General features: G+C 71.6%; 22 protein-coding genes. 6 read left to right on the forward strand and 16 right to left on the reverse strand.

The genetic code is table 11. From position 1 onward, the window contains the following. Positions 1-20: 20 nt before the first annotated feature. Genes ACZ3II_RS17740 through ACZ3II_RS17780 form a run of 9 tightly spaced genes read right to left on the reverse strand, consistent with a single transcriptional unit; the run spans position 21 to position 7,594 of the window. On the reverse strand, positions 21-764 hold the full coding sequence (locus ACZ3II_RS17740) for a maleate cis-trans isomerase family protein (protein ID WP_465518725.1): 744 nt from the start codon (positions 762-764) through the stop codon (positions 21-23). Then, positions 761-1,402, reverse strand: a complete 642-nt coding sequence (locus ACZ3II_RS17745; RefSeq protein ID WP_465518726.1) for a hypothetical protein — start codon at positions 1,400-1,402, stop codon at positions 761-763. Before ACZ3II_RS17745 ends, ACZ3II_RS17740 begins: the two co-directional genes overlap by 4 nt. Beyond that, the gene (locus ACZ3II_RS17750; protein WP_465518727.1) at positions 1,402-2,157 is read right to left on the reverse strand and encodes an SDR family oxidoreductase; all 756 of its coding nucleotides are present in this window, start codon (positions 2,155-2,157) and stop codon (positions 1,402-1,404) included. The genes ACZ3II_RS17745 and ACZ3II_RS17750 overlap by 1 nt, the downstream gene beginning before the upstream one ends. Next, positions 2,154-3,074 (reverse strand): hypothetical protein, encoded by a 921-nt coding sequence (locus ACZ3II_RS17755; RefSeq protein ID WP_465518728.1) that lies wholly within the window; start codon positions 3,072-3,074, stop codon positions 2,154-2,156. Before ACZ3II_RS17755 ends, ACZ3II_RS17750 begins: the two co-directional genes overlap by 4 nt. Then, positions 3,067-3,759, reverse strand: a complete 693-nt coding sequence (locus ACZ3II_RS17760) for a hypothetical protein (RefSeq protein ID WP_465518729.1) — start codon at positions 3,757-3,759, stop codon at positions 3,067-3,069. Before ACZ3II_RS17760 ends, ACZ3II_RS17755 begins: the two co-directional genes overlap by 8 nt. Next, positions 3,756-4,958, reverse strand: coding sequence for an aromatic ring-hydroxylating dioxygenase subunit alpha (locus tag ACZ3II_RS17765; protein ID WP_465518730.1), 1,203 nt, complete (start codon positions 4,956-4,958; stop codon positions 3,756-3,758). The genes ACZ3II_RS17760 and ACZ3II_RS17765 overlap by 4 nt, the downstream gene beginning before the upstream one ends. Positions 4,959-4,963: 5 nt before the next feature. Further along, positions 4,964-5,125: a hypothetical protein gene (locus ACZ3II_RS17770; RefSeq protein WP_465518731.1), complete on the reverse strand. Its 162-nt coding sequence runs from the start codon at positions 5,123-5,125 to the stop codon at positions 4,964-4,966. Next, positions 5,125-5,934, reverse strand: a complete 810-nt coding sequence (locus ACZ3II_RS17775) for an oxidoreductase (RefSeq protein WP_465518732.1) — start codon at positions 5,932-5,934, stop codon at positions 5,125-5,127. Before ACZ3II_RS17775 ends, ACZ3II_RS17770 begins: the two co-directional genes overlap by 1 nt. A gap of 13 nt (positions 5,935-5,947) precedes the next feature. Continuing rightward, positions 5,948-7,594, reverse strand: a complete 1,647-nt coding sequence (locus ACZ3II_RS17780; protein WP_465518733.1) for a nitrilase-related carbon-nitrogen hydrolase — start codon at positions 7,592-7,594, stop codon at positions 5,948-5,950. Positions 7,595-7,704: 110 nt separating this feature from the next. Here ACZ3II_RS17780 and ACZ3II_RS17785 point away from each other — a divergent pair, with 110 nt between their 5' ends. Together ACZ3II_RS17785 and ACZ3II_RS17790 are read left to right on the forward strand one after the other, a co-directional pair. After that, positions 7,705-7,989: a Dabb family protein gene (locus tag ACZ3II_RS17785; protein WP_465518734.1), complete on the forward strand. Its 285-nt coding sequence runs from the start codon at positions 7,705-7,707 to the stop codon at positions 7,987-7,989. Between the two features lie 48 nt (positions 7,990-8,037). Then, positions 8,038-9,219, forward strand: a complete 1,182-nt coding sequence (locus tag ACZ3II_RS17790) for a low temperature requirement protein A (RefSeq protein ID WP_465518735.1) — start codon at positions 8,038-8,040, stop codon at positions 9,217-9,219. A gap of 209 nt (positions 9,220-9,428) precedes the next feature. On the opposite strand, the gene ACZ3II_RS17795 is transcribed toward ACZ3II_RS17790, so the two are convergent. From ACZ3II_RS17795 to ACZ3II_RS17820, 6 genes are all read right to left on the reverse strand, one after another. Further along, complete coding sequence (locus ACZ3II_RS17795) at positions 9,429-10,910, reverse strand: aldehyde dehydrogenase family protein (protein WP_465518736.1); 1,482 nt, start codon at positions 10,908-10,910, stop codon at positions 9,429-9,431. 142 nt (positions 10,911-11,052) lie between these two features. Further along, on the reverse strand, positions 11,053-12,204 hold the full coding sequence (locus ACZ3II_RS17800; RefSeq protein WP_465518737.1) for an FAD-dependent oxidoreductase: 1,152 nt from the start codon (positions 12,202-12,204) through the stop codon (positions 11,053-11,055). After that, entirely contained in the window at positions 12,201-13,073 is an 873-nt protein-coding gene (locus tag ACZ3II_RS17805) for an isocitrate lyase/PEP mutase family protein (protein WP_465518738.1), read from the reverse strand. Before ACZ3II_RS17805 ends, ACZ3II_RS17800 begins: the two co-directional genes overlap by 4 nt. Positions 13,074-13,119: 46 nt before the next feature. After that, positions 13,120-14,556, reverse strand: a complete 1,437-nt coding sequence (locus ACZ3II_RS17810) for an aldehyde dehydrogenase family protein (RefSeq protein ID WP_465518739.1) — start codon at positions 14,554-14,556, stop codon at positions 13,120-13,122. Beyond that, entirely contained in the window at positions 14,553-15,827 is a 1,275-nt protein-coding gene (locus ACZ3II_RS17815; RefSeq protein WP_465518740.1) for an acyl-CoA dehydrogenase family protein, read from the reverse strand. The genes ACZ3II_RS17810 and ACZ3II_RS17815 overlap by 4 nt, the downstream gene beginning before the upstream one ends. A gap of 5 nt (positions 15,828-15,832) precedes the next feature. Beyond that, on the reverse strand, positions 15,833-16,849 hold the full coding sequence (locus tag ACZ3II_RS17820) for a flavin reductase family protein (protein WP_465518741.1): 1,017 nt from the start codon (positions 16,847-16,849) through the stop codon (positions 15,833-15,835). Between the two features lie 155 nt (positions 16,850-17,004). Between ACZ3II_RS17820 and ACZ3II_RS17825 the strand changes: the two genes are divergently transcribed. Continuing rightward, positions 17,005-17,805 (forward strand): IclR family transcriptional regulator, encoded by an 801-nt coding sequence (locus ACZ3II_RS17825; protein ID WP_465518742.1) that lies wholly within the window; start codon positions 17,005-17,007, stop codon positions 17,803-17,805. On the opposite strand, the gene ACZ3II_RS17830 is transcribed toward ACZ3II_RS17825, so the two are convergent. Then, positions 17,802-18,500 carry a hypothetical protein gene (locus ACZ3II_RS17830; protein ID WP_465518743.1) on the reverse strand — a complete coding sequence of 233 codons (699 nt, stop codon included), beginning with the start codon at positions 18,498-18,500 and terminating at the stop codon, positions 17,802-17,804. The two genes, ACZ3II_RS17825 and ACZ3II_RS17830, sit on opposite strands and share 4 nt — an antisense overlap. Positions 18,501-18,553: 53 nt before the next feature. On the opposite strand from ACZ3II_RS17830, the gene ACZ3II_RS17835 reads away from it, so the two are divergent. The 3 genes from ACZ3II_RS17835 to ACZ3II_RS17845 form a co-directional block, all read left to right on the forward strand. Next, positions 18,554-19,024, forward strand: coding sequence for a MaoC family dehydratase (locus tag ACZ3II_RS17835; RefSeq protein ID WP_465518744.1), 471 nt, complete (start codon positions 18,554-18,556; stop codon positions 19,022-19,024). Continuing rightward, a complete protein-coding gene (locus ACZ3II_RS17840) occupies positions 19,025-20,029 on the forward strand; it encodes an LLM class flavin-dependent oxidoreductase (protein ID WP_465518745.1) in 1,005 nt (334 codons plus the stop codon). After that, positions 20,026-21,368: CaiB/BaiF CoA transferase family protein (locus ACZ3II_RS17845; protein ID WP_465518746.1), on the forward strand; the 1,343-nt coding region annotated here is incomplete at its 3' end. The genes ACZ3II_RS17840 and ACZ3II_RS17845, both read left to right, overlap by 4 nt.

Consider the following 21,368-nt stretch of genomic DNA (forward strand, 5'->3'; position numbering starts at 1 on the left):
CCCGCGCAAACCGAAAGACGTCAGTACTCCCGCAACAACGATCCCGCCCCGAAAACCTTGTCCTTGATGCCGTTTTCGCGCAACGCCATCCACCAGGTCGCCGCGTTGATGGCGATGACCGGTTTGCCGAGCCAGCGCTCCGCTTCGTCAGCGAGGCGAACCATCGACAGGTTCGTGCCGCATTGGACGATCGCGTCGACCTCGGGCCCGTTCACCTTCAGGATGGCTTCCCGGAGTTCGTCCTCGGTGACGTGCGCGATCGACACCGCCGTCGGGCATCCGAGACCTTCGATCGCCGTCACCTCGAACCCGATCTCCCCGAAGAACCGGACCACATTCGCGTCCCCGACCGGCTGGTACGGCGTCACCACACCGATTCTCCGGGCCCCGTAGAGCCGCAGCGCCCGCTCGCACGCCTCCGCCCCCGTCGCCACGTCGAGGCCGGTCATCCCCTTGATCTGGGTGACGAATTCCCGGTTTCCTTCGACGCCGCCCCAGAACGTCTCCGCCGACATGCCCATGACCATGTAATCGGGTTCGCAGGTGAGCACCCGCTCGCACGCGAACCCGATCTCGGCGCGGATCTGGGCCAGCAGGTTCTCGAACCGGGCGTCGTCGGAGAGGTTCTGGTCGCGGATGTGGATACGGGAGAAATGCGCGGTGACCCCGGGTACGGCCATCGCGTAGAAATCCGGTTCGACGATGGTGTTGGTGGACGGGGCGATGACGCCGAACTTGCGGCGCCAGCCGAGGGCGTCGGTCATCGGAAGGCTCCGATCAGAGCGGGACGGCAGGCGCGGAGGGTGAGCCACGCGGCCACCAGCAGGCAGCCCTGCGCGGCCGTGTTGATCGACTGTTCGAGCCATTGGAAGGCGAGCGTGTGGTGCCCGCCGGAGGATCGCAGCGGCACCAGGGCCATCACCAGGACGAGCCCGAGCACGTACAGGGAGACCGCCCACCACTGCCGGTGACGGGCGGCGATGATGGCGCCGAGCACGCTGACCGCCGTCACGCCCAGCGTCGCCGCGACGAACAGCGGGTCGAGGCTGCCCGCGAGAATCGAACCGGCGGCGCACAGCGCGAACGTGAGCGCGAACGGCCAGAACCGGGTCGGCTTCCCGCGACGGACGGTGACGGCGAGCGCCCACGACAGCAGTGTCGCGCCGGCGGCCATCAGCGGGAACAGCGACTGTTCCAGGAGTTCCCCGTCGCCGGCGCCGGCCGCGTACCCCAGTTTCCAGACGCATTTGCCGATGCCGCCCGCACCGATGAGCAGCGCGCCGGCGAGGCCGGCGTTCCGTGCGGTGACCCCGGGCGCGGTACGGGCCAGCAGCACGAACCCTGCCGTCCCGAACACCACCGGCACGAAATCCTCGACGGCCAGGACGATCGGGTAGTCCATCAGGAGTCCCCGAACAGGTCACGCTTACGGAACGCGGCGGTGGCGAACCGGTACCCGGCCTTCGGCCCGGTCAGCCAGGCCACCCGGCCGCCGTTCCTGGTCCCGGCCAGGACCTTCGCCGCCAGCCACGGGGTGACCGTCTCGACCCGGTCAGCGAGGATGTTGAACATCTTCTTCGCCTTCGCGAACTCGGCCGGGTCGTAGTCCCGGATCAGCAGGTCGGTGACGACCATGCCGGGGGAGAGCAGCGCGACCGTGACCGGGGTGCCCTTGAGTTCCTTGGCCATCGCGAGGGTGGCGTAGGTGACGGCGCGCTTGGTGGCTCCGTACGGGATCAGGCCGCGCACGATCTGGCCGTTGGAGCCGAGGCCCTCCATGTTCCACAGCGTGCCGTGCCCCTGGGCGAGCATCGCCTCCAGAACGACCGCGCTGGCCTGCAGCGTGCCTTCCAGATTGAGCCCGGCGACTCGTGAGATCTCGGACGCGTCCAGTTCCCAGAGCGGCTTCCGCGAGTGGGACATCCCGGCGTTATTGACCCATATATCGATTTTTCCGAAGCGGTCGACTGTCGCGTCCCACAGCTTGCGCACGTCTGCCCGATTCGTCACGTCGGCCGCGATGGCGAGCGCACCTTCCGGGGCGGGCTCCGTCACGGTCCGCCCGCAGTACGCCACCGAAGCTCCCCGGGCGAGGAATGCCGTGACGAGACCCTGCCCGATCCCACGGGTTCCCCCGGTGACCACCACGACGGTCATGACCGCCACTCCAGAAGACCGTGGAGCACGGAGTCCAGGGTCCCGCCGTGGAACAGCTCGTAGACGACAGCGAGCTGCCGGCCCGCCCACATCCCCGGCGCCGCGTCGATGGAGAACTCCCGCGCCTTCACCTTCCACACGTCGGTGAAGTGCAGCGACTGGAACGACGCCCGGCCGAACCCGATCGCGTTGCCCCACGCCTCCGGCCCCTCGAAGAACAGCCTGTTGCCGTCCCGGCGGGCCTCCACGGTGAACGTACGGTCCAGCCCGGCGCCCTGCCAGGAGACGGTCCGGCGGGTTCGCAGCAGGTCGGCCGGCTCCAGCGCGATCGACGCGGCCACCGTGCCGCGCAGCTTCTGATCGGCGCCCCACAGCTCCAGGGATCCGGTGAACGCCCCCGCCTCCTTGGTCGGCAGGATGTACGGCACCGATCCGTTCCGGGTCTCGGACGCGATCAGGTCGTCGACGCGGGAAGGGACCCGGGTGTACAGGCCGTTGAAGCATCCGGCGACCGCCCACCCCTGGTACAGCACCGACGAGTAGACCTGCGTCTCGCCGTCCGGCAGCACCTGGTTCCAGGTGTTCAGGTCGACCTGCCAGCCCGGCCCGTAGTAGTGCGAGTCGACGAACCCGCCGTACGGCTGCCCGGTCCCGAAGAAGTCGGGGCCGGTGTAGACCCGGTTCGCGTCCGAGTCGATCACCCCGAACGAGAACGGCGCGCCCAGCCGGAACTGCCCGGCCAGAGGCCCGCCGCCGATCAGCCCGCCGTCCATCCGGTACGTGGTGACGCCGTCCGCGTGGTCCGACGACCGCCGGATCTCCTCGAAACCGCACCAGGTCCCGTTGTGGTCGAACAGCGACGGCCGCCCGTGCCAAACGCCTCCGATGCGTTTCTGCCAAGTGGACGGTTCAGTCATTGCTCACCAGCGCCAGGCGTACGGATTCGCTCTGTTCCTCGCCGAGCAGCCGGACCGTCTGCTTCCAGACCGGGTCGATCTCCGGGCTGAACAGCAGCTCCCGGTGGGCGGCGTCGCGTTCGGCGGCGCCCACCGCCTCGACGCCTTTCTCGGCCAGCGTGGCCCAATGTTCGAGATAGGCGTCCACGGCGTCGCCGATGCCCTGGAACGCCGCCTTCTCCGCCCGGTTCACCAGCATCCACGGCGACATGAGCGCGTATTGGCGCGGGGTCAGACGGGCCGGGGACAGCCCTTCGCGCTGCGAGACCTCCGTGTAGAGCGGGGTCAGCGGCTCGTAGACGGAATCCAGATAGGACGATGACGTCGCCAGATCGATCCGGGGAACCAGGTCGAGGTGGAACGCGTAGTCCTCCCCGTTCGCCACCGAGTCCAGCGTGAAATGCGGGACGCCGGATCCCGGTGCGGTGAACGCGAAGATCATGTGGCTGTCCAGGCCGATCATCGGAACGACCAGGGACACGTTCACGACTTTGACCACCGTGCCGGCGCCCCGCCAGATTCTGATCCGGCCGACCGGGGCGGGACTCATCGGTGAGGTGAGATCGCGCTGCTCGGTGCGGGCGAGCGGGAAACGGCTGAGAATCTTGTCGAGGGTGATGTCGGAAAGCGCGGCGGGCAGGCTCACTTCGATTCCTCTTCCTCGCCGGTGGAGCCCATCAGGCGGGCGGCGGCGACGGTCGGGTGCTCTCCGCGGGCCTTGTGCACCCAGGCGCGGGACAGTTCCGGGCTCTCCCGGCGGGCCGGCGAGGGAATCACCGTGGCGGTGCGTTTCGGCACGTCACCGGTGATGAAATCGTCCTCGTCGAGCAGCCAGCCCTTCTCGGCGAGCTCCTGGCGGCGGCGCCGGTATTCGACGGCGATGAGGTCGCTCCTGATGTGCAGTTCGGCGCCGAGGTCGAACGGCAACAGTTCGGGCCGGACCTTGTCGACCACCGCCGCGTCCTCGTAGAAGATGCGCATGGTCCGGTTGATCGCGTCCTTGTCGGCCCATCGCCCGGTGAAGAACGTGCGCAGCGCCACCCATTTTACCAGCGTGGTCGTCTCGTCGATGGGAATGTTGGTGTCGTAGATGACCATGTCGCCGATCGGCAGCCGGACATGCAGTTTGATCATGTTGGGCAGCATCCAGCCGGCCGACGTGGTGACCGGCGGCCGTTTCTTCAGATCGTCGCCGATCAGCCGGCCGAACCTGCCCCACAGACCGCTCGGCTTCGGCGGATGCAGATCCACCGTCGCGAACGCCGACCATTCGTCCGGATGTTCCACCTCGTAATCCGGCACCTGCGGCATGTCCGGATTACCGAACCGGCCGGCGTGCACGAACGGCGCGTGCGCGATGTCGCACCCGTTCTCCAGGATCCGCTCGTAATTGGCCTTCCACAGGAACTCGCCGGTCACCGGGCGGAACCTGCCGCCGTTCTCCACCAGGTCGTCGAATTCCGGCCACACCGGCATCGGCGGGCGTTCCGGCTCCGGCAGATCACCCATGAAGACCCAGACGAAACCATATTTCTCCCGTACGGGGTACGAGTCGACCCGCGCCTTCTTCGGGATCCCGCGCCCCGGCAGGTTCGCCGGGATCTTGACGCAGGCGCCGTCCGGTTCGTACTGCCACCCGTGATAGGGGCACACGATCCTGTCGTCGTCGAGCCAGCCGCCGGAGAGCGCCGCCCCCCGGTGCACGCACAGGTCGCTGAGCACGACCACCCGGCCCTGCCGGGGCGTGCGGTAGATGACCAGGTACTGCCCGAGAACGGTGATCCGCTCCGGCTTGGTGGTCACCTTGTCGGAGAACTCCACCGCGTACCAGAAGTTCTTGAGCATGGCTGTCACCTCCGCCGGATACCGGCGATGTCGGGGAACTGCAGGGCCTTGTCGAGCGCGTCCGGCTGGTCAGGCTTCGCCGGACAGAACACCCGCAGGTGCGCGGTGCCGAACGGGGCCTCGGCGCCGGGAATCGTGGCAGCCCACCGGACCGAGCGGACGCTCATCACGCGGCGCCGGGCCGGGGCAGTTCCCTGTCGCCGCCCCACAGGGCCCGGACCAGCCGGTTCGTGGTCTCCTCGCCGAAGAACCGGACGCCCATCACGTTCGCCGGATCCCGTTCGGCGATGTTGCGCCGGATCGTCTCGTCGGTCGTGGCCAGGGCGTTCCGCTCGGCGGCGGGGACGGGTGAGGCCTCGTTGACCCAGCGCAGCCAGCGGTCCACGTGCGCGTGCGCCCGGGCCGCCACGATGTCCAGATTGCGCTGGGAGCGTTCGAACGAGAAGCAGTACGCGGTCGGCGACAGGCCGGCCCGGATGAACCCGGCCCGGCTGACGAAATAGTCGAACTCCGGGTCGCCGCGCAGTTCCAGCCACTCCTCGTTGACCGGCTCGTAGTACCTGTCGTAGTAGTCGCCGTCCTCGGCCAGGTTCGTCCGCGGCACCGAGTCGAGGTAGAACCAGCCACCCGGCCACACCAGCAGCGCGATCCCCAGATGCGGCACCCTCACCTGCGGGCCCAGCCAGGCGGTCAGATGCAGGTTGGCGAAACTCGCGGCCGGGTTGCCGATCCACGAGTGGACCAGCCAGTCGATCTCCGGGCCGGCGTACGCCTCCAGGGAACCGCCCGGGCCGTCCGGATAGCCGCCGTACGACTGTAGATCCAGCGTGGACGGGTCACGCGCCAGCTCGAACCGGGCGTCGATCTTCGCCTTCAGATCGGCCAGGAGCCGCCGGTAGAAGTCGAACGTGTCGTGCACATCGATGGCCGGCGAGTTGTCGACCATGTCCTCCACCTGCTGGATCGTCTCGGCCACGATGTTCGCCTCTCTACGAAGTCAGAGCCTGGACGAGCCGCCACGGGCGGCCGTCGACGAGGTCGGTGTTCCGCGAGACCAGACGGTTCGCGGCCTGGGCGGGGGCGACCGCACCGGCGCCGGACACCGCACCGGCCGGGACGTCGGTGCGGACCGGGGTCGAGATGCGGCCGGTGAACGGGCCCTCCCACCGGGTCCAGAGCGTGAAGTCGGGCGTCATCGCGAAGATCGCGGCGGGCTGATCGAGGGGGGTGGCGACGATCAGGTTGAGGCGGTTCTCGGCGGCGCGTTCGGGCAGGCCGAGCGCGAGTTCCCAGTCCTCCTGGGCGTCGTAGGGAACCGCGACCACATCGGTGTCCAGCAGCGCTGCCAGCCGGAACGTCTCCGGGTACAGCGCGTCGCGCCCGGCGATCACCGCGAGCCGGCCCCACGCCAGATCGACCGGGACGATCGCGGCGCCGGGGCCGCCGTGCAGCTTCGGCTGGCGGGCGACGACACCGCCCGCACTGATCACGACGCCCTCCCCACCGATCACGGTGACGGCGTGAGCGGTCGTCCCGGCCAGCGCCTCCCGCAACGCCGCTGTTTCCAGCCGGTCCGCTGTTTCCGTCCTGCCCGCTGTTCCCGGCCCGCCCTCGGGTTCGGCGTGGCCGTCCGGCTCGGCTGTGGCTTTCGGCTCGTCCGGGAACTCCGGCAGCACGATGAGCTGGGCTCCTTCGGCGGCCAGCTCGGCAACCTGTCCGATATCTCGGGATATGGCGACCGGGAGAGTGGGAGCGCCCGGCGGCCGGCGGCGGCCGGTGGGGGCGGCGGCGATCGGGGCGTACAGCGACGGCCGCCGGGTCGCGAAGAGGTCCGTACCGTCGGGTCGTCGTTTGTCGTCGGCAAGCGACGGCTCGATGTCCGCGACCACCACGGCCTCGCCGGCCCGCGGCGCCTTCGCCCGGACCGTGCCGTCCGGGGCGACGATCTGCGACTCGCCGGCCCCGTGCAGCCACTCCGGCGGAACCCCGAGCCGCGCGGCGATGGCCGGCAGCTCGTCCCGGGGGAGCAGCGGCCCGACCTTGTTGGCCGCGACCACCCACACCTTGTTCTCCGCGGCCCGGGCCGGGATGTGCAGGTCGGCCTCGTCGAGCGCGAAACTGTTCAGGCTGTTGAGCAGCACCTGAGCGCCGCGCAGCGCCAGGCCGCGGGCGACCTCGTTGATGACGCCTTCCATGCAGGCGTACATCCCGAGGCGCCCGAGCGGCGTGTCCAGCACCGGCCCGGCGGTCCGGCCGGCCTCCAGCAAGTCGTTCTCCGCGCCCATCAGCGTCTGCTTGTCGCAGGTCCCGGCCACCGCGCCGGCCGGGTCGAACAGGAGATTCGTGCCGCCGGTGGTGCCGTCCGGGTGCGCGTGCGTGACGTTGACCTTGACCCAGACGCGGTGCCGGCGGGCCCGCTCGGCGATCGCGGTGAGGAAGGCGTCGCCGGGCCGGGTGGCCCGTTCGTGCGCCTGGGCACGAGACGCGTACCAGGACAAATGGTTGCAGAACTCGGGCAGCACCACGAGCTGGGCCCGCCGTCCGGCCGCGGCGTCGATGACGCGCAGGCAGGCCGCGAGGTTCGCCTCGACGTCCTGGCCGGCCTCGATCTGAGCGGCGGCGACACGCACTGACACTGGCGGTTCCCCCTAGCGAAACGGCGTTTCCCAAAACTACACTCGGGTGCCACCTTCGCAACAGGGGTTATCTCGATGGCAAAGATATTTTCGGGGGTACGAGGGTGCTCGTGCACGTCGTTCTGATGAAGTTTGCGGATGCCGGTGATGCTGCCGAGGCGAAGGCGCGTCTCGAGGCGCTGGCCGGCGCCGTCCCGCAGATCCGCACCCTGCGCGTGCATCTGGACGAATGCGACACCGACGTCTCCTGGCACCTGCACCTGGCCACCACCCACCACGATGCCGACGACCTGCGCGCCTACCAGCGCCACCCGGCCCACCTCGAACTCGGCGCCTGGCTGCGCCCGCTGCTGGCCGCCCGCGCCGTCGTCGACTACACCGAGGAGCCCGCCTGACGGGTGGGCGGGGCCGCGCGGAACGGTGATTACATGCTTACATGAGGCATGACGCGTGCCCGGCTGGAGCTGCGGGCGATGCCGGAAACCGGTGTCGTCTCCCCGGTGGAGCTGTTCTTCGACCTTGTGTTCGTCTTCGCGCTCACCCAGGTCACCGCCACCATGGCGGCCGAGCTGACCGGGATCGGGCTGCTGCGCGGCCTGCTCGTGGTGGCGTTGCTGTGGTGGAGCTGGACCGGGTACGCGTGGCTGGCCAACCTGGTCCGCGCCGACCAGGGCAGCGCCCGGTTCGCCATGTTCGCGGCGATGGCGGCGATGTTCATCCTGGCGCTGTCCATTCCGGAAGCCTTCGGCGACGCCCCGGGCGGACTGTCCGGGCCGGTCGTCGTGGCGGTCAGCTACTTCGTCTTCCGGGCCCTGCACCTGGTGCTGTTCTATCTCCTGTCGCGCGGTGACGCCGGGCTCCGCCGCCAGGTGCTGCTGTTCACGCCCGCGATGCTCGGCGGCACGGCCCTGCTGCTCGCCGCCGCCGCCACCGGCGGCGCGGCCCGGACCTGGCTGTGGGTGGCGGCGCTGGCCGTCGACTACGCCGGAACCTACTTCGGCGGCGCGCGCGGATGGCGCATCCGGTCCGCCGGGCACTTCGCCGAACGGCACAGCCTCATCGTGATCGTCGCGCTCGGCGAGTCCATCGTGGCGATCGGGGTCGGCGTGGCCCGCCTGCCGATCTCCTGGCCCATCGTCGTCGCCTCCACGCTGGGCCTGGCCCTGGCCGGCGGGTTGTGGCACGCGTACTTCGGCGGCACGTCGGCAGCCGGGGAACACGCCCTGAGCACGGTGCCCGAGGGCCGGCGCGCCGCCCTCGCCCGGGACGCCTACAGTTTCCTGCACCTGCCGTTGGTGGCCGGGATCGTACTCATCGCCCTCGGTCTCAAGAAGACCCTCGAATACGTCGGCGACGAACAGGCGCATGCGCTGACCGACCCGCTCAAGGGTGTCGCGCTGGCCGCGCTCGCCGGGGGCCTCGCCCTGCACCTGCTGGCGCAGGCGGCCTTCCGGTGGCGCGTCACCGGCCGCCTCGACCCGGCCCTGCCGGCGGCGGCCCTGCTCGTCGTCCCGTTCGCGGTCGCCGGCACAGCGATGCCCGCGCTGGCCACCCTGGCCGCCGTCACCCTCATCACCCTCGTCGCGGTCACCATCGACTCCCGTCGCGTCTCCCCACCCCACTGACCCGCCCGGCATCTTCCACCACCGACGCAGGTGTGTTGGGTTGGGCCGCTCCGCGCGCCTCAACTCGACACGCCCCGGTTGCGTTCGGCGTGTTGGGTTCGGGCGCCCATAGCGGCCGAACTCAACACGCCTGGGTGGGGAACGGCCCGGCGGAGCCCGCCGGGCCGGGCCGGGCCCGCGAAACCGTGACCGGCGGTTCGCGGTGGCTTTCAGCCCGCGGGGTACGCCGACGGCCCGCCCGGCGTGACCACAGCAGCGGGCCGGAACGCGGCCGGAGCGTGGATGACGCAGGTCTGGACGTATTCGGCGAGGCCTTCGTGGGCGTACTCGCGACCCCACCCGGACCGCTTCACCCCACCGAACGGGGCCCGCAGACTCATGCCGGTCCGGTTGTGCGTGTTGACGAAGGCGAACCCGGCCTCGAACCGCCGTGCGAACGCGAACGCCCGCTCCTCGTCAGCGCTCCACACCGACGCGCCGAGCCCGAACTCCCCGGCGTTGGCGGCGGCGAGCACCGCCGCCTCGGTGTCGTACCCGAGCACCGGCACGACCGGCGCGAACTGCTCGGCCGCGACCAGCGGCGAGTCCGGATCGGGTCCGGTGACGAGCGCGGGCCGGACGAAATACCCGGTACGCGGGTCGGCCTCGAACCGTCCCAGATCGTGCACCACCCCACCCCGGACATCGTTCCGGGAGATCGACGCGGAACCGCCGGGTGGGTACCAGGATCGCGGCAGCGGGCCGGGGCCGCCGCGCAGGACGTTCGCGGCGCGCTGGGCGGCGGCGGAGATCACCGGGCCCATGGTGACGCCGTCGGCGAGCGGGTCGCCGGTCACCAGGACCCGTTCGGCGGCGGCCAGGTAGGCGCCGACGAACTCGTCCAGGCGGGACGACGGCACGTACAGGCGTTTCGCCGCCATGCACACCTGACCGCTGGTCGCGAAACTCGCCATCACGAGACGGTCCATGGCGGCGTCGCCGAACGGGGCGTCGTCCAGGAACACCGCCGGGTCGTTGCCGCCGAGTTCCAGTACGGTCGGGGTGAGCCGGTCGCCGGCCAGCGCCGCCACCGCCCGGCCGCCGTCGGCGCCACCGGTGAACGCGACCTTGCGGACCAGCTCGTGCCCCACCAGCGCCGCCCCGGTCGCGGCGCCACCGTGCACCACCCGGACCGGGGCGTCGAACAACCCGGCGATCCGGTCGACGGTGAGCGGGGCGAGCGGCGACGGTTTCACCACGATCGCGTTGCCCGCGGCCAGCGCCGGCGCGATCTTGAGCATGGACAGGATGACGGGCGCGTTCCACGGGGTGATCGCGGCGATCACACCGTACGGTTTCCGCTGCTCCACGATGCGGCCGAGGGCGTCGTCGAGGACACTGTCCGCGTACGCCGCAGGGGTTTGATCCATCACCCACCGCAGATGGCGGACCGCGAACCCGATCTCGCCGCGGCAGTCACCCAGCACCTTGCCGGACTCGCGCGCCAGAAGCGTGGCCAGCTCGGACGTCGCGTTCTCGATCGCGGTCGCGGCGCGCGCCAGCGCGGTGAGCCGTTCCGGCAGGCCCCGCGCCGCCCACGTGCGCTGCTCCGCGTCCGCCGCACGGACGATCCCGCCGACCGCCTCCGGCGACGTCACGGCGACGGTTCCGACGATCTCGTCGGTACGGGCCGGGTTCTCCCGCTCGATCATCCCGCTCACCATCCACCCCGGCTGGTCCTCATGGCTGTCTCGGCCGTGCGGAGACAGCCATGAGCGCCAGCCGGAATCGTCCGGCTGGTTCTGGTGGCTGTCTCAGGGCGCGTGAGACGGCCATGAGAACCAGCCTGGGGAGTCATGCGGGGACCGGGCGGAGGGAAGTGATCATGGAACTGCGGAGCAGGGAAGCGCGGGCGCGAGCCGGGTCGGCGGCCGTGGCGCGCAAGGCGGCCAGGTGGGCCGCGCGAGCGTCGGGGTCGGTGGCGCGGAGACGTTCGTAGTTCTGGTGGGAGACGCTCCGCACGTATTCCAGGGCGATCCGGCGCCGGTCGGCGGCCGCCGACCCGATCGCCGCGTCGTCGCCGGTGGCCAGGGCGTTCGCGTAGGCGACGGCGTCGTGGATGCCGGAGTTCATGCCGAGGCCGCCGAGCGGGTTGTTGACGTGCGCCGCGTCGCCGGCGAGCAGCACCCGACCGGCCCGGAACGAGGTGGCGACCCGCTGGTGGACCCGGTACATGCCGGCGTGCGCGACCCGCCACGGCCGGCCCGGGTCGTGGACGCCGCGCAGCCGTTCGCCGAGACGGGCGTGCTCGCCGGCGTCGGGGGTGTCCGCCGGGGTGGGCAGCAGCACCCGCCAGTGATCGGGGGTACGCAGCAGCACGCACCATTCGACCGGATCGAACACGTAGTTGACGGCCGCCAGCCCGTCCAGCCACCCGGTCGGCTCCTCGGTGACGGAGGCGACCAGGAACCGTTCCGGATAGGTGATGCCGTCGAAGGCGACACCGGTGGCCCGCCGTACCGCCGAGTGCGCGCCGTCCGCGCCGATCAGCCATGCCCCGCGGAGGACCCTGCCGTCGGCGCTGGTCACGGTCACCGTGTCGCCGTCCTGGGCGACCCCGGCGACGGGGAACCCGAACTCGACGCGGCCACCGGCGGCGAGGAGGCGCCGGAGCAGGATCGGGGTGAGTTTGGACTGTTCGCACTGCAGGCGGTAGGGGAATCGGGTGTCGGCGGCGAGCACCGTCAGGTCGAGCAGCGCGATCAGGCCCTCGCGCCGGTCCCGGTAGGCGAACGTCGGCGCGATCAGCCCGCGTTCGTGCAGCTCATCGCCCACCCCGAGGTCGTCGAGCATCTCCAGGGTGGGCGGGTGGAAGGTGGAGGCGCGGGACTCGGCGGCCAGTTCCGGACCGGATTCCAGGACGGTCACCGCGAGCCCGCGCCGGGCCAGGGCGAGGGCCGCGGTGAGCCCGGCCGGCCCGGCGCCGGCGACCAGGATGCGGGTCATGTCTGCAGTCCTTTCGGGACGTACCGGGCGTCGAGGTCGAGGGCCTCGTCCTGGCCGACGAGCCTGGTGAACGCGGCCCACGGCATCCGGTCGACCGGTTCGGCGGTGCCGGTGTCGGCGATCGCCCGGTAGGCCAGCGACGCGGCACGCATCGCGGCGAGCAGCGCGGCCACCGGGTGCAGCACCAACCGGACACCCACGGCGAGCAGGTCGGCGTCGGTTGCGGCGGGCCGGTTGCCCGCGGCTTCGCTGCGATTGACCACCAGGGGTACGCCGGGAAGCGCGCTGTGGATCCGCCGGAGGTCGTCCACGCCGTCCACACCCTCCGGGAAGATCGCGTCGGCGCCCGCCTCGGCGTACGCCCGGCACCGCACGATCGTCTCGTCCAGCCCGTGCACCGCGTACGCGTCGGTCCGGGCGATCAGCACCATCTCCGGCACCTGATCGGCCAGGGCGGTGATCTTCGCAGCGGCCTCGCCGATCGGTATCACCTCCTTGCCGGCCAGATGACCGCAGCGTTTCGGGCCGGCCTGGTCCTCCAGATGCAGGCCGGCGATCCCGGCCCGGGAGTAGGCGAGGGCGGTCCACACGGCGTGCAGCGGAGTGCCGTACCCGGTGTCGGCGTCGGCGATCAGCGGCACCCCGTCCAGGGCCGGGACCAGGGTGGACGCCCGGTCGGCGATCTGGGTGCCGTGCACGAACCCCAAATCCGGCCGTCCCAGCATGATCGCCGAGACGGCCGCCCCGGACAGGTGCACGGCCCGGTGCCCGGCCGCCACGGCGAGCGCGGCGGTGACCGGGTCGTAGATGCCGGGCACGTGGGTGACCCGGTTGTCGGCGAGAATCGCTCGCAGCGCGGTGGCAGTCATGGTCGGATCTTCCTCGCCTCGCCCCGGGGCCGCTCGGCGCGGTGGCTCATGAGCGGCTGTGCAGGGCGAAACCGTTCTCCACACCGACCACTCGCGGGTTGGTGAAGAACCGCAGCGTCTCGGCGGCGCCCTCCTCCGAGTACCCGGAGATGCCCCAGGCGGGACGCGGCGTGAACAGGTGCAGGCTCATGATCGACGAGCCGTTGACCTTGACCTCGCCGGCCCGGACCCGTCTCGCCACCGCCAGGGCGGCCGTCTCGTCGGTGCCGAAGACGTAGCCCTCCAGGCCGTACCGGGTGCCGTTGGCCAGCGCGATCGCCTCGTCCACGCTGCGATAGCCGTGCACCGCGGCGACCGGGCCGAAGATCTCCTCGGTGGTACGGGCCGGGTCGGCGCCGAGGACCAGCGCGGGCGCCAGGGTGTTGCCCGGGCCGTCCAGATCGGCGGCCAGCACCCTGCCGCCCAGGTCGTCGCGTGCCTTGATCACCGCCGCCCGGTGTCCGGAGTGGATCAGCGGGCCGTAGTCGGTGGCCTCGTCCGCCGGGTCACCGGTGGTCAGCGCGCCGATCCGGTCCAGGATCCCGCGGGCGAGAACCTCCTCGCGGCCGGCCGGGACGATCAGCCGGCCCAGCGCCCGGCACCACTGCCCGTTCAGGGTGGTGAGCAGGTCGGCGGCGGCGCGGGCAGCCGTGTCCTCGTCGGCGTCCGGCAGCACGATCAGCGCGTTGTTGCCGCCGAGTTCGAGCTGTACGGGTTTGACGTCGTGGGCGCAGGCCACCGCGACGGCCCGCCCGCCGGTGAGGCCGCCGGTGAACGAGACGGCCCGGATCCGCGGGTCGGACACGATCGCCGCGCCGACCGCCGCTCCGCCGTGCAGCAGCTGGAACAGGGCGGGCGGGGCGCCCGCGGCGCGCAGCCCGGCGCCGATCACCTCGGCGAGGCGCTGCGTGCCGTACGGGGCGTACTCGCTGGGTTTCAGGATCGTCGGGCAACCGGCGGCGAGAGCGCTGGCGACCTTGTGGGCGGCCATCGGGGCGGGCGCGTTCCACGGGACCAGGCAGGCGGCCGGGCCCCAGGGCAGGCGTTCGACCAGGACCTCGCGGCCGTCGTCGCGGGTGGCCGTGGAGGTCAGCAGGCCGAGCCGGAGCCGGCCGGCGGCCAGCGCGAACGCGCCGGACAGGATCATGCCGAGCGGGGCGGTCTGCCGGATCGGGACGCCGGTCGCGGCAGACTCGCACGCGACGATCTCCCCGGCGGCGGCACCGACGGCGACGGCGATCCGGTCCAGGACGTCCGCGCGCTCGGTGGCGGGGAGATCCCAGACGCCCAGGGCGTCGGCCCCGGCGAGCGCCTCCTCGATCCGGGCGGGCGCCGAGGCCAGGGCCGGACCGGTGACCTCGGCGGTGGCCGGGTTCTCCAGGTCGACGCCGACCGGAATCGTGCACTCGGTCCACGTACCACCCGCAAGGTCCTTGATCGTCATGAGGCGACGCTCGCGAACAGCTCGTTGGCCTTGTCGCTGGTGATCACCGAGGCTGCCTCCAGGCGACCGCGTTCCGGGGGGAAGGTCATGACCAGGCCCATCGCCAGGTCCCGCAGGGCGCGGCCGACGGTGCCGTTCATGGTGGCGCTGGACGTGCCGGACGCCTTCAGCGCGCCGAGCGCGACGTCGAACGCGGCCTGGCAGATGGAGCCCTTGGCGATGCGCCACTGGGCGTACACCTCGCTCTTGGTGGCGATCGGCGGCTCGCACGTCTCGAGGAGCAGCTGGCGGCGCAGCCACAGGTACGCCCGCTCCAGGTTCTCGGTCATGTCGCCGATGATCACCTGGTGCATCGGGGATTCGGCGATCGGCCGTCCGGTGTCGGCGAACGTCGTGCGGGTGAGCCGTTCCAGGGTGTCGTCGTAGACGCCCTGAGCAGCGCCGACGTAGACCGCCGTGATCGCCGGCTGGTTGCCGACGAAGCTGCCCCGGCTGCACCGCAGCATCTTCACGAACGCGCCCGGCACGGTGAGCGCGTCCTCCTCCGGGATGAACACCCGGTCCAGCCGGATGCCGTGGTTGGCGCTGCCGCGCATGCCGAGCCCGTCCCAGAACGGCCGCTCGGTGACCCCCGCGGCGTCCCGCGGGACCAGGAACATGACCAGGCCGTCCGCTGTCCCGTACCCGTCGAGGCGAGCCGTGACCAGGTAGTGGTCGGCGATCCCGGTGGCGCAGCCGAACGACTTCTCCCCGGTCACCTCCCAACCTCCGGGCACCGCGACAGCGGTGGTGGCGATGGCGATGTTGGCGCTGCTGGACTTCACCGACTCGCTGGCGAAGTTGGCCAGCCAGGCGCCGCCGGACATCAGCCGCAGCACCTTCTCCGCGAACGCCTTCACCACCGGCGCCTCGTCGTCGCTGAACAGCCCGGCCTCGATCGCTTCGAGGGGCAGCAGGCCCCGGGACGCGGACGTGTTGTGGAAGAAGAAGGCCAGGGCGGTGGACGGGCAGGCGCTGCCCATCGCGTACGTGGCCGCGGCCAGATCCCGCAGCGTGCCGCCGAGGCCGCCGTACTCCTCGGGGACGATCAGGCCCATCACCCCGGCGTCACGCAGCAGGCCGATGTGCCCGCGCGGGAACGCGCCGTCCCTGTCGGCCTGGGCGGCCCGGGCACGTAACGCCGGCAGCACCCGCTCGACGAGGGCGGCCCGGGCCTTCTCCTCGACGGTCATGTCGTCGACGAGCTTCTCGCCGATGAGTCGGTCGGCCATCGTTGTCACTCCCTGATCTGGGTCTCGGCGCGGTCGAACGGGGCGGCGACCTCGAGCTGGCGGGCGAGGTGGAGCAGGTCGTCGAGAGGCAGCCCGGCGCCGCCGACGTCGAAGTGGCGGACGCCGCTCTTCATCGCGACCATGGCGTTGACCAGGGAGAGCCGGTTGTCCCCGGCGAGCCGGACCCGCAGCGCCGACGGCCGCGCCCGGACCGCGGCGTCCTGCAGCACCCGGCGCACCTGCAACGGCGAGGCGGGGACGAGCGGCGACTCCGCGCAGCCGACCTCGTCGCAGCCGAGCTCCCGCAGGGCGGTGACGGTGGCGAGCACCTCGGCCTCCCGCTCCGGCGCGAACGCGTCGGGCACCCAGCCGGCGACGATCGCGCCGGACTCGCGGGCCGCCCGGATCGCCGCGGGGGCCGGTGGCGCGCCGGCGGAGAACTCGAGGCACCGCCCGTCGCCGCGGATCCGCACGCCGGCCCGGCGCAGCGCGTCGCCGGCCGGCGGGTCGGCGGTGAGGACGACGGACGGGGGCAGCGGGTCGGCGAGCTGGCCCCAGGTGCGGGAGTGGAACAGCAGTGGCGCGGTGACCCGGGGCAGGGCCGCCCCGGTCACGGCGCCGACGAAGATGGTGTGGTCGCCGCCCGGGTACGCGTGCGCGACGGTGCAGTCCAGCCAGGCGACGGCCTCGCTCAGCACCGGGCAGCCGTTCGGTGTGACGGTCCAGTCGAGGCCGGCGAACCGGTCGGTGATGTCCCGCTCCTGGCCGGCGAACCGGCGGCCGATGTGCGCCTGGTCCTTGCCGAGGAAGCTGATCGCGAACCGGCCCGCCTCACCCAGGAACGCCCGGCTGGGCAGATGGTTGCCCAGGCACACCGACACCAGCGGGGGATCGAGGCTGACGGAGGAGAATGAGCTGGCGGTCATCCCGTGCCTGCCGTGCGGGCCGAGGGTGGTGACCACGCAGACGCCGCTCGGCCACTGCCCGAGCACGGACCGGAACGTCGCGCTGTCGACCGGCACCCGCCCCTCCGTTTCGCTCTCAGAAACGCTGTTACGCTGAACGTAACGACGCGCCGGTGGCCTGTCAACCGCGGAACGGTACGGCGTTCCGCGGTGCGAAATGGCAGGCTAGAGTTCGGCGAAGTCTGTTCCGTACCTGTTCCGTGGGGGTTTCTGTGCCAACGCCGACACCGGGCGCGCCGGAGGACGAGAGCCAGTCGCGTTCCATCGCCGCCGTCGAGCGGGCCATGGACGTGCTGCTCCACTTCGGCCGCACCGAGCAGCCGGACCTCGGCGTCACCGAGATCGCCACCGCGCTCGGCCTCACCAAGGCCGCCGTGCACCGCATCCTCACCGCGCTGCGCAGCCGCGAGCTGATCACCGTCGACCCGTCCACCCGGCGGTACGCGCTCGGGCACGCCGCCGTCGCGCTCGGCCGCGCCTACCTGGCCCGCACCGACGTGCGCGCGATGGCCGCGCCCGAGCTCAAGCACCTGTCCGCGCGCACCCACGAGACCGCCACCCTGTCGCTGCGCCGCGGCGACACCCGGCTCTACGTCGACCAGGTCGTCCCGGACCAGGAGCTGCGCCTCGAGGTGAGCCTCGGCATCCCGTTCCCGCTCAACGCCGGCGCCTCGTCGAAGGTGTTCCTGGCGTTCCTGCCGGACTTCGAGATCGACGCCTACCTGACCCGGCACCCCCTGGAGGCGATCACCGACCGGACCATCGTCGACGCGGCGAAACTGCGGAAGGACCTGGCCGCGATCCGCAAGCGGGGGTACGCGACGTCGCTCGGCGAACGCCAGGCCGGCGCCGCGTCGATCGCCGCCCCGATCTTCGACCACGACGGCCGGGTGGTCGCCGTGATCAGCCTGGCCGGGCCGGCGCTGCGGTTCAAGCCGGACACCCGGGACGCCGTCGCCGACCTGCTGGCCGCCGCGTCCCGCATCTCCGCCCAGCTCGGCTACCAGCCTTAGAGGTTCGCCAGGGGCTTGGCGACGCCCAGCAGGCCGGCCAGGAGGACCGAACCCCAGATCACCCAGACGTACGGGAGACAGCCGTTGACACTCCTCGTCACCGTCTCCTCGTCCGCGGGGGTCGCCGTCCCGGCCATCACCCCGCCGAAGAACGCGGCCCCGAACGGCCGTAGCTGCCGCCGGATGCCCAGTCCCGCCGCGATGGCCAGGGCGTAGAGGATGACCTTGCCGCCCAGCCACTTCGGGTTCGTGGTGACCCCGAACGGCTCGGCGGCGACCAGCGTGAACACGCCCGCGCCGAACATCCCCGCGACCACCGCGACCCGGATCGCCCCGTCGGCGCGCTTCACCGCCGGGTGCCTGCCGGGCTCGTGGTGGTCGGTCCACATCAGCCACAGCCACACGAAAGCGCCGATCCAGATCGGCACGAGCAGCCACCACGGCAGCAGGGGAACGCCCCACAGCGAAGCGCCGTGCGCGTCGAGCGACATCAGGGTCAGGCCGCTGGGCAGGAAGAGGATCAGGCAGATCTTGGGCCCGAGGTCCAGTCCCAGCATGATCCTCAGCGCGGTGTGCCGGGCGGCGGGGGTCAGCGCGGCGTCGATCACGTACCGGCTGGAGTAGAAGACCCCCAGGTCCCCGCCGAGCCAGAAGACCATGAGCACGATGTGCAGGTAGAGGAACGCTTCGAGCATGCGGTCGATGGAAACACCTTTCCGCTGTGCGAAACAAGTGCTAGCTTCGCGGCATGGTCGGCCGCTATTACGAAGACTTCACCGTCGGCGACACCTACCGTCATCCGTTCGGCCGCACGATCTCCGAAGCGGACAACACGTGGTTCACGCTGCTGACGCTGAACACCAACCAGAGCCACTTCAACGCCGACTACGCAGCGCGTACGCCGTACAAGAAGCTGCTGGTCAACTCCACCCTCACGGTCGCCGTCGTGACCGGGCTGTCGGTGCCGGACGTCAGCCAGCACGCGTTCGCCAACCTGGGCTGGGAGCGGATCGACATGCCGCACCCGGTCTTCGTCGGCGACACCATCTACGCCAGGTCCACGGTTCTCGAACTGCGGGAATCGCAGTCCCGGCCGTACGCGGGCATCGTCAAGGTCTTCACCACCGGCTTCAACCAGGACGGCGCCGACGTCATCACCTGGACCCGCACCATGCTCACCTACAGACGCGGGCACGGCCCGACGGCTGAGGTCGCGTAGATGCGCCGCGACGTGCAGCCATGGGGTGAGACGGCGGCCGAGCTGGTCGCCGCCGCCCGGGCCGCCGAGGCCGCCGGCGCCGGCGTCGTCTGGGCTCCTGAGCTGCACCGCGACGCCTTCACCACGGCGGCGGCCCTGGCCTGCGGCACGAGCAAGGAATCCGGTGGCCAGGCTTGCGTCGGCGTGGGTACGGGGATCGCGCTCGCCTTCGCCCGCAGCCCCATGCTGACCGCGCTCGCCGCCCTCGACCTCGACGAACTGTCCGGCGGCCGGTTCCGGCTCGGGCTCGGCGCCGGCGTGGCCCGGCTCAACCAGGACTGGCACGGCGCCGCGTTCGAGCGCCCGGTGCCCCGGCTGCGTGACACCGTGGCGATCGTCCGGGCGGTCCTGGCCGGTGGCGACCCGATCGTCCACAAGGGTGTGCGGTCGATCCGGGTGCGCGGGTGGCGGCGGCCGTACCCGCCCGCCCGCGACCACCTGCCGATCTACCTCGCGGGCGTCGGGCCGGCGATGGTCGCGCTGGCCGGGGAGGTCGCCGACGGGTGGATCGCGCACGAGCTGTGCCCGCCCGCGGAGCTGCGCGACCGGATCCTGCCGCTGCTGCGGCCTGCTGGCCCCTTCGACGTCGTCGCCGCCGCCTGCTGCTCGGTCGACGGCGACGCGGCCACGGCCCGCCGTCGCGCCGCGAACGTGGTCGGCTTCTACGCCTCGGTCCGCTCCTACGCCGCGGCGTTCGAGGCCGCCGGATTCGGGGCCGTGTGCGCTGCCGCGAACGCCGCGCTGAAGGCCGGCAGGCCCGCCGGCGGCCTCGGCCACCTGGTGCCGGACGAGATGGTCGACGCGTACACGATCGCCGGAACACCGGAACAGTGCCGCGTGAAGATCGCCGCCTATGACGGCCTCGCCGGCGCGATCAAGCTCTCCCCGCCGTCCTACGGGCTGCCCGCCGACGAGGTGCGGCACGCCCAGCATCGTCTGCTCGAACTGGTGGGGAGCACGGCATGAGACCCCTCGAGGACATCCGGATCGTCGCCGTCGAGCAGTACGGGGCCGGGCCGTTCGGATCGGTGCACCTGGCCGACCTCGGCGCCGACGTCATCAAGATCGAGGAGCCGGGGACCGGGGGTGACGTCGGCCGGTATGTGCCGCCGTACGCCGACGGGGAGGACTCGCTGTTCTTCGAGACGTTCAACCGGAACAAGCGGTCACTGTCGCTGGACCTGGCCACCCCGGCCGGGCGGGAGGTCTTCGAGGACCTGGTCCGGCACTCCGACGCGGTCTACTCCAACCTGCGCGGCGACGTCCCCGCAAAGATCGGGATCACGTACACGCAGCTACGGCACCTCAACCCCGGCATCGTGTGCTGTTCGCTGACCGGTTTCGGCATGACCGGGCCACGGGCCCACCAGCCGGGGTACGACTACATCCTGCAGGGCCTCGCCGGATGGATGGACCTGACCGGCGAACCCGGTGGGCCACCGGCCAAGTCCGGGCTGTCCCTCGTCGACTACGCGGGCGGATTCGTGGCGGCCATCGCCCTGCTCGCCGGAGTACACGCGGCCCGGCGGGACGGGCACGGGACCGACTGCGACCTGAGCCTGTTCGACACCGCGATCGGCATGCTCACCTATCCCGCGGCGTGGCACCTCAACACCGGATTCACCCCCGAACGGACCCGCTACTCGGCACATCCGTCCCTCGTGCCGTTCCAGCTGTTCCCGACGGCGGACGGGTGGGTGGTGGTCGGCTGTGCCAAGGAGAAGTTCTGGCAGCGCCTGTTCACGGTGCTCGGCGTGCCCGCGCTGGCCGACCCCCGGTACGCCACGTTCGCCGGCCGCCGGAACCACGCCGACGCGCTGTTGCCGCTGCTGGAAGTCACCTTCGCGACCCGCACCACCGCGGCCTGGCTGGCCCTGCTGGAACCGGTAGGCATCCCGTGCGGCCCGGTCAACGACGTGGCCGCCGCCCTCGCCGACCCGCACACGGTGGCCCGCGACCTGATCGTGGAGACCGGGCACCCGCACTGGGGAACGGTTCGCCAGGTCGCCTCCCCGGTCCGCGTGGGCACCGAACCCCCGGCCTATCGCCGCGCCCCACGCCGCGGCGAGGACCTGTCGTACGTGGCCGGCCTGCTCGGCTACGACGCCACCGAACTCGACCGTCTCCGGGCCGGCGGCGCTTTCGGGGTTTCCGATACCTCCGAGGCCTCCGGGACTTCCGGGGTTCCCCGGGTTTCCCAGACCTCCGGAACCTCCGGAACCTCCGGAACCTCCGGAACCTCCGGAACCTCCGGAACCTCCGGAACCTCCGGAACCTCCGGAACCTCCGGAACCTCCGGAACCTC

This window comes from Actinoplanes sp. NPDC019969, from assembly GCF_055562375.1.

Excerpts from the sequence above, each read along its gene's own strand:
- ACZ3II_RS17740 (WP_465518725.1), bottom strand. The coding sequence starts at position 764 with ATGACCGACGCCCTCGGCTGGCGCCGCAAGTTCGGCGTCATCGCCCCG.
- ACZ3II_RS17745 (WP_465518726.1), bottom strand. The coding sequence starts at position 1,402 with ATGGACTACCCGATCGTCCTGGCCGTCGAGGATTTCGTGCCGGTGGTG.
- ACZ3II_RS17750 (WP_465518727.1), bottom strand. The coding sequence starts at position 2,157 with ATGACCGTCGTGGTGGTCACCGGGGGAACCCGTGGGATCGGGCAGGGT.
- ACZ3II_RS17755 (WP_465518728.1), bottom strand. The coding sequence starts at position 3,074 with ATGACTGAACCGTCCACTTGGCAGAAACGCATCGGAGGCGTTTGGCAC.
- ACZ3II_RS17765 (WP_465518730.1), bottom strand. The coding sequence starts at position 4,958 with ATGCTCAAGAACTTCTGGTACGCGGTGGAGTTCTCCGACAAGGTGACC.
- ACZ3II_RS17770 (WP_465518731.1), bottom strand. The coding sequence starts at position 5,125 with ATGAGCGTCCGCTCGGTCCGGTGGGCTGCCACGATTCCCGGCGCCGAG.
- ACZ3II_RS17790 (WP_465518735.1), top strand. The coding sequence starts at position 8,038 with ATGACGCGTGCCCGGCTGGAGCTGCGGGCGATGCCGGAAACCGGTGTC.
- ACZ3II_RS17795 (WP_465518736.1), bottom strand. The coding sequence starts at position 10,910 with ATGATCGAGCGGGAGAACCCGGCCCGTACCGACGAGATCGTCGGAACC.
- ACZ3II_RS17800 (WP_465518737.1), bottom strand. The coding sequence starts at position 12,204 with ATGACCCGCATCCTGGTCGCCGGCGCCGGGCCGGCCGGGCTCACCGCG.
- ACZ3II_RS17805 (WP_465518738.1), bottom strand. The coding sequence starts at position 13,073 with ATGACTGCCACCGCGCTGCGAGCGATTCTCGCCGACAACCGGGTCACC.
- ACZ3II_RS17810 (WP_465518739.1), bottom strand. The coding sequence starts at position 14,556 with ATGACGATCAAGGACCTTGCGGGTGGTACGTGGACCGAGTGCACGATT.
- ACZ3II_RS17815 (WP_465518740.1), bottom strand. The coding sequence starts at position 15,827 with ATGGCCGACCGACTCATCGGCGAGAAGCTCGTCGACGACATGACCGTC.
- ACZ3II_RS17830 (WP_465518743.1), bottom strand. The coding sequence starts at position 18,500 with ATGCTCGAAGCGTTCCTCTACCTGCACATCGTGCTCATGGTCTTCTGG.
- ACZ3II_RS17835 (WP_465518744.1), top strand. The coding sequence starts at position 18,554 with ATGGTCGGCCGCTATTACGAAGACTTCACCGTCGGCGACACCTACCGT.
- ACZ3II_RS17840 (WP_465518745.1), top strand. The coding sequence starts at position 19,025 with ATGCGCCGCGACGTGCAGCCATGGGGTGAGACGGCGGCCGAGCTGGTC.